Origin of the sequence: Streptomyces sp. NPDC001507, from assembly GCF_042894765.1 — a bacterium.
In the GTDB taxonomy this organism is placed as follows: domain Bacteria; phylum Actinomycetota; class Actinomycetes; order Streptomycetales; family Streptomycetaceae; genus Streptomyces.
Window position 1 is genome coordinate 237,793 of the sequence record NZ_JBIAVV010000016.1, and the last position, 5,221, is coordinate 243,013.

Sequence of the window (5,221 nt, forward strand, 5' to 3'; positions counted from 1 at the left end):
CCGGCAGAGCCGACGCACGGGCCGGGGCCGAGCCTGTCTCCCGCCGCCCGGCGACCGTCTGCGCCACCGGTTCCCCGGTGTCCGGCGCGGTGCCGGACACCGGCGGCGCGGCCCGCCGGGCCGCCGCGCGGGGCGGCCGCACCGCCCCGCGCGGGTCCTCGACGATGAGCACGCCCAGCCCTTCGGCATCCGGCCTTCCCGTCACATCGCCGGGTCGAGCGATCCGCACATCGCCGGGGCGAGCGATCCGCGCGGTTCGCGGGAACGGGCTCCCCGGAATCCGCGCCAGGAGTGACAGCCGCCGGACCGCCTCGTCCGGGCCGGCGTGCGGCCCCCGGAATCCGGGTGGCCGCACGCACCGTGCCGCGCTCCGGTCGGCCGGCCAGGCACGGTGAGCGAGGCCGGTCCGATCCGGACGACGGACCCTGCCCGAGTTCGGCTCCGCGGCCTCGACGAGCGACTGCGTCCGCCCGCGCCTTGCGGCCGGTTCTGCCGGCCGGCCGGCAGGCAGGGCGGGTTCGGTCTGTCGGCCGACGGCCGGAGCCGTCACGTGCGCTGCCATGCGGCGGAGCGTAGCGATCACCCGGGAGGCGGAGGTTTTGCGGAGATGAACGTTTGCCGCTTCCCCTCCGTCCCGCCGGGGCCGCTCCTCACTCGTCCAGGGCGACCTGGATCAGGGTCGGCGGCGTCTGCCGGCCGACGAGGACGCCACGGCCGGGCGGGCGCTGAGCCGCGCGCTCGCTGCCGAGCACCGCGCCCTCGCGCGGATCGCCGGACAGGACGAGACCTGCCGTACCCAGCTCCTTGATGCGCGTGAGCAGTTGCTCGGACATCGAGCCGCGGGCGCTGCCGGCGACCCGCCGGGCCACCATCAGGTGCAGCCCGATCTCACGGGCCTGCGGCAGGAAGTCCAGCAGCGGATTGAGCGGGGACGTACGGCCGCCCGCGACCAGGTCGTAGTCGTCGACCACCACGTAGAACTCCGGGCCCGTCCACCAGTCGCGCCTGCGCAGTCGCTCCATCGTCACGTCGCGTGGGGGCAGCCGCTCGGTGAGCTTGGCGACGACCTGTTCGACGTAGACCTGGGCGGCGTTGGCGTCGCCGATGTAGGCGCCGATGTACTCCTGGTCGACCGCGCCCATCAGGGCCCGCCGGTAGTCGACGACGATGAACCGCGCCTCGACGGCGGAGCGCCGGGCCGCCAGGCCCTTCATCCAGCCGCGCAGGAACGTGGACTTGCCGCAGCCCGCGTCACCGAAGACCAGGAAGTGCGGGTCCGCGTCGGTGAGGTCCACCCGCACCGGGGCGAGGTCGGCCTCCGCGATGCCGACCGGCACGCCCGGTGTGACGTCGTCCTCGCGGATCCGGCCGGCCAGGTCCGCGCCGGTGAGCCGCTCGGGCAGCATCCGGATCGGCGGGGCCACCGCACCCGACCAGGAGGCCGCGAGCTTGCCGATCGCCTCCTCCTGCGCGTCCGCGAGTCCGTCGGTGGTGTCCCTGCCGTCGAGCCGGGGCAGGGCGACCTGGAACTGGATTCCGGGCGGGGCCATGCCGCGGCCGGGTGCAAAGAGCCCGAAGGCGCGGGCCGCGCGGCGGTTGATCTCCGAGTCGCCCGGGTCGTTGAGGCGCAGTTCGAGGCGGGCCGAGATGGCGTCGCGCAGCGCGGTACGGATGTCCGCCCAGCGGCCGGCGGTCAGCACCAGGTGGACGGCGACGCCGAGGCCGCGCCCCGCGATGTCCAACAAAGTCGCGTCGATGCCCTCCATCTCGCCGCGTACCGCGCCCCAGTTGTCGATCACCAGGAAGACGTCGGCCGTGCGGATGCCCTTGGGCAGCCGGTCGGCGTTGCGCAGCCGCCGGAACTCGTCGGCCGAGTCGACGCCGAGGTGCCGGAAGAGCCGCTCCCGCTCGGCGATCAGCTGCAGGACCTCGGCCAGCGCGCGCCGGGCCCGGTCCGGGTCGTGCCGGCCCGCCACCCCGCTGACGTGCGGGGCCCGTTCGAAGGGCTGGAGGGATCCGCCGCCGTAGTCCAGGCAGAGGAACTGCGCCTCGGCGGGGGTGTGGGTGAGCATCGTGGAGAGCAGCAGGGTGCGCAGGAAGGTGCTCTTGCCGGACTGCGGGGCGCCCACCACCGCGAGGTGACCGGCCTTCGCGAAGTCGGGCACCAGCGGCTGCTGGAGCTGCTGGAGCGGTACGTCGAGGACGCCGACCGGGGTGCGCAGGGCGCCCTTGTGCGACCACCAGTCGGCGGTCATTCCGCGCTCCGGGCGGACCACGACCGGCCCGGTGAGGTCGTCCAGGGCCAGCGCGCCCGGCAGCGGCGGCAGCCACACCTGGTGGGCCGACTGACCAGCGGTACCGAGCCGTTCGACGATGACCTGCATCTCGCTCGGGCCCTCCAGCATGGGCCGGACCCGCTCGCGCTCCTCCTCCGGCTGCGCGTCGGGGTCGGGCGGCAGCCGCAGCGCGTAGTGGACGGGGTCGGTGGGCGGCGGGCCGGCGGCGAGGGCGCGCTGTTCGTCCGACAGGTGGGTGCCGGAGACGTGCGCGACGCGGAAGCGTTCCAGGACCGTCTCGGCGACCTTGAGGTAGGCGGAGCCGGGGATCGGCGGCAGCCGGTAGGCGTCCGGGGTGCCGATGACGACCCGGGACTCGGCCGCGGAGAAGGTGCGCAGGCAGATCCGGTAGGAGAGGTTGGCCTCCAGGCCGCGCAGCCGCCCCTCCTCCAGCCGCTGGGTGGCGAGCAGCAGATGGATGCCCAGGGAGCGGCCGACCCGGCCGATCTGGACGAACAGCTCGATGAAATCCGGGCGGTTGGCGAGCAGTTCGCCGAACTCGTCGACGATGACCAGCAGGTACGGCAGCGGTTCCAGCGGGCGCCCGTCGGGGCCGGTGGCGCCCGCCGCCCGGCGCAGCTGGTACTCGCGGACGTTGTCGATGTTGCCGGCGTCGCGGAGCATCTTCTGCCGCCGCTGCTGTTCGCCGACCAGGGCGTCCTTGACCCGGTCGACGAGGGCGACCTCGTCCACCAGGTTGGTGATCAGGCCTGCCACGTGCGGGAGGTCGGTGACGCCCGCGAAGGTCGCGCCGCCCTTGAAGTCGACCAGGACCAGGCTGAGCAGTTCCGGCGAATGGGTCATGGTCAGGCCGGTGACCAGGGTGCGCAGCAGTTCGCTCTTGCCGGAGCCGGTGGCGCCGACGACCAGGCCGTGCGGGCCCATGCCGCCCTGTGCGGACTCCTTGAGGTCCAGGACGAGTTGCCGGCCGCCGCTGTCGAACCCGATCGGCATGCGCAGCACCTCCTCGTCCTGCGCGTCGACCCAGAGCGACTCGGGGCTGAAGTTCTCCAGGTCGGAGATGCCCAGCATGCTGGGCAGCGACATGGTCCGGGCGAGGATCTCCTCGCCCTCCGCGGAGAGCCTGAGCGGGGCGAGCGCGCGGGCGACGGCCTCGCACAAGGGCAGTTCCGCGCGGGCTGCGACGGCCGACTCGACCGCGGTGCGGGCGTCGGCCCGGCGGCCCTCCACGGTGACGGCGCCGTGTGCGTCGAGACGTACCCGGACATCGGCGCGGGTGGGCTCGTCGTTCTCGTGCTCCACCAGGCAGATGACGGTGAGGGCGCTCTGCGGGCCGGCCGCTGCGAGGAGTTCGGCGGCGAGCGGCGAACGGGCCCAGGCCGCCCGCGGCAGGTAGCGGTCGAGGACGACGACCAGGCGGCGCCGGGTGTCGGGGCCGTCCCGGCCGGTCAGGGACAGTCGGCGAGACGGCTGCTGGGCGGCCGCCTCCAGCGCCTGCTGGAGATGGTCGGCGATGCCCTCGAAGTCCTCGGCCACCAGCGGCACCACGCCTGCCTCTCCGGTGGCGTCGGGTTCGTGGGTGTGCGGCAGCCACTTGGCCCAGTTCCAGTCCTCGCCGCCGGTCGCGACGGCGATGCCGACGTCGTCCGGGGCGTGCAGCACGGCGATCTGGCAGAGCAGGGCGCGCACGACCGCGCGAGCCACCTTGGGCGGCCCGAGCACGCTGACCACACCGGCCTTCGCCAGGTCGAGTACGGCAGGCTGGTCGCCGACCACGGACATCGAGTCGACGAGCCGGTCGGCGGCGGTCTTGGCGCGCGGGTCGTACTCCACCGTCGGGTCGTTGCGGGTGGACATCCGGATCGGCGTCGACAGCGGCGCGTTGCCCGTCCCGACGGACACCTTGAGGAAGTCGGCGTCGGTCACCCGCCGTTCCCACACCCGGCGGCGCTGGGCGGCGATCGCCCACAGCCGGCGCGGCGAGGGGAACTGCCAGGCGGCGACGGTGCGCTGGCTCTCCGCCACCTGCCGGGCGGTCCGCCGCACCTCGACCAGATGGTCCAGGTAGCGGTCGCGGGCGCGCAGCTTCTGCTTGCGGGCCTGCCCGCGCATCTGCATGCGCACGCCGACGGTGACGCCGATGGACATCACGACGAACGCGATGCCGAGCAGGACCAGCATCCGCCGGCCGCCGGACATCAGATAGGCGGCCATGCTGATGCTGGACAGCAACGGCATCAGCAGCATCAGCCAGCTGCCGTTGCTGTCCTTGCCGACCGGCTGCGGCGGCGCGGAGAGCACCACCGGGTCGGTGGGCAGCGGGGGCGGTACGACCCTGGCGGGGCGGTGGAAGATGACCCGGGACATCGGTTCTCCTCGTCGGTCGGGCTCGCGGTCAGGGCCGTCGGCGGGGGCGGCGCTCGGGGAAGCGCGGTACGACGGGGGACTTCTCCTGCTCGTCCTGCTCGCCGTTCAGCCCGGCCAGGATGTCCTGCAGGCCGCCGGTGATCCCCGACATGACCTCGGCGCGCTGTTCCGTGGCGGTGCCGTGTGCGCCGTCGACGGCCTCGATGACGAGCCGGACGAGTCGCTCCGGGTTGTCGGGGTCGATCACCGACGGGTCGATCCGCAGGTCCACGACCCGGCTGTCGGCCGAGACGGTCGCGCTGACCATGCCGTCCGAACTGTGGCCCGTGGCCTCGATGTTCCGCAGGTCCAGCTGCGCCTCGGCCACCGTGCCCCGCATCCGCCGGGCACGGTGGGCGAGCGCGGAGAAGTCGACGTGCTCATACTCGGGCATGCGGGCATCTGCCTTCCTGGGGGCCGTTGTTCACTCGGGGGTTCCGCTGAAGGGGCCCCGCTCAGGGGGTCCACTGGGAGATACGGATCCGAGGTCCGAACGGGTCTGTGGCAATTCCTCGACG

Annotated in this window: 2 protein-coding genes; both read right to left on the reverse strand. The window is 73.7% G+C overall.

Annotated elements, in window-relative coordinates; all coding sequences use genetic code 11:
• Positions 1 to 650: 650 nt before the first annotated feature.
• Positions 651 to 4,664 carry a type VII secretion protein EccCa gene (gene eccCa / locus ACFY0K_RS41825; protein ID WP_390644303.1) on the reverse strand — a complete coding sequence of 1,338 codons (4,014 nt, stop codon included), beginning with the start codon at positions 4,662 to 4,664 and terminating at the stop codon, positions 651 to 653.
• Between the two features lie 28 nt (positions 4,665 to 4,692).
• The gene (locus ACFY0K_RS41830) at positions 4,693 to 5,097 is read right to left on the reverse strand and encodes a YbaB/EbfC family nucleoid-associated protein (RefSeq protein ID WP_351962036.1); all 405 of its coding nucleotides are present in this window, start codon (positions 5,095 to 5,097) and stop codon (positions 4,693 to 4,695) included.
• Positions 5,098 to 5,221: the final 124 nt, after the last annotated feature.

Coding starts and splice junctions, on each gene's coding strand:
- eccCa (WP_390644303.1), bottom strand. CDS start 4,664: ATGTCCCGGGTCATCTTCCACCGCCCCGCCAGGGTCGTACCGCCCCCG.
- ACFY0K_RS41830 (WP_351962036.1), bottom strand. CDS start 5,097: ATGCCCGAGTATGAGCACGTCGACTTCTCCGCGCTCGCCCACCGTGCC.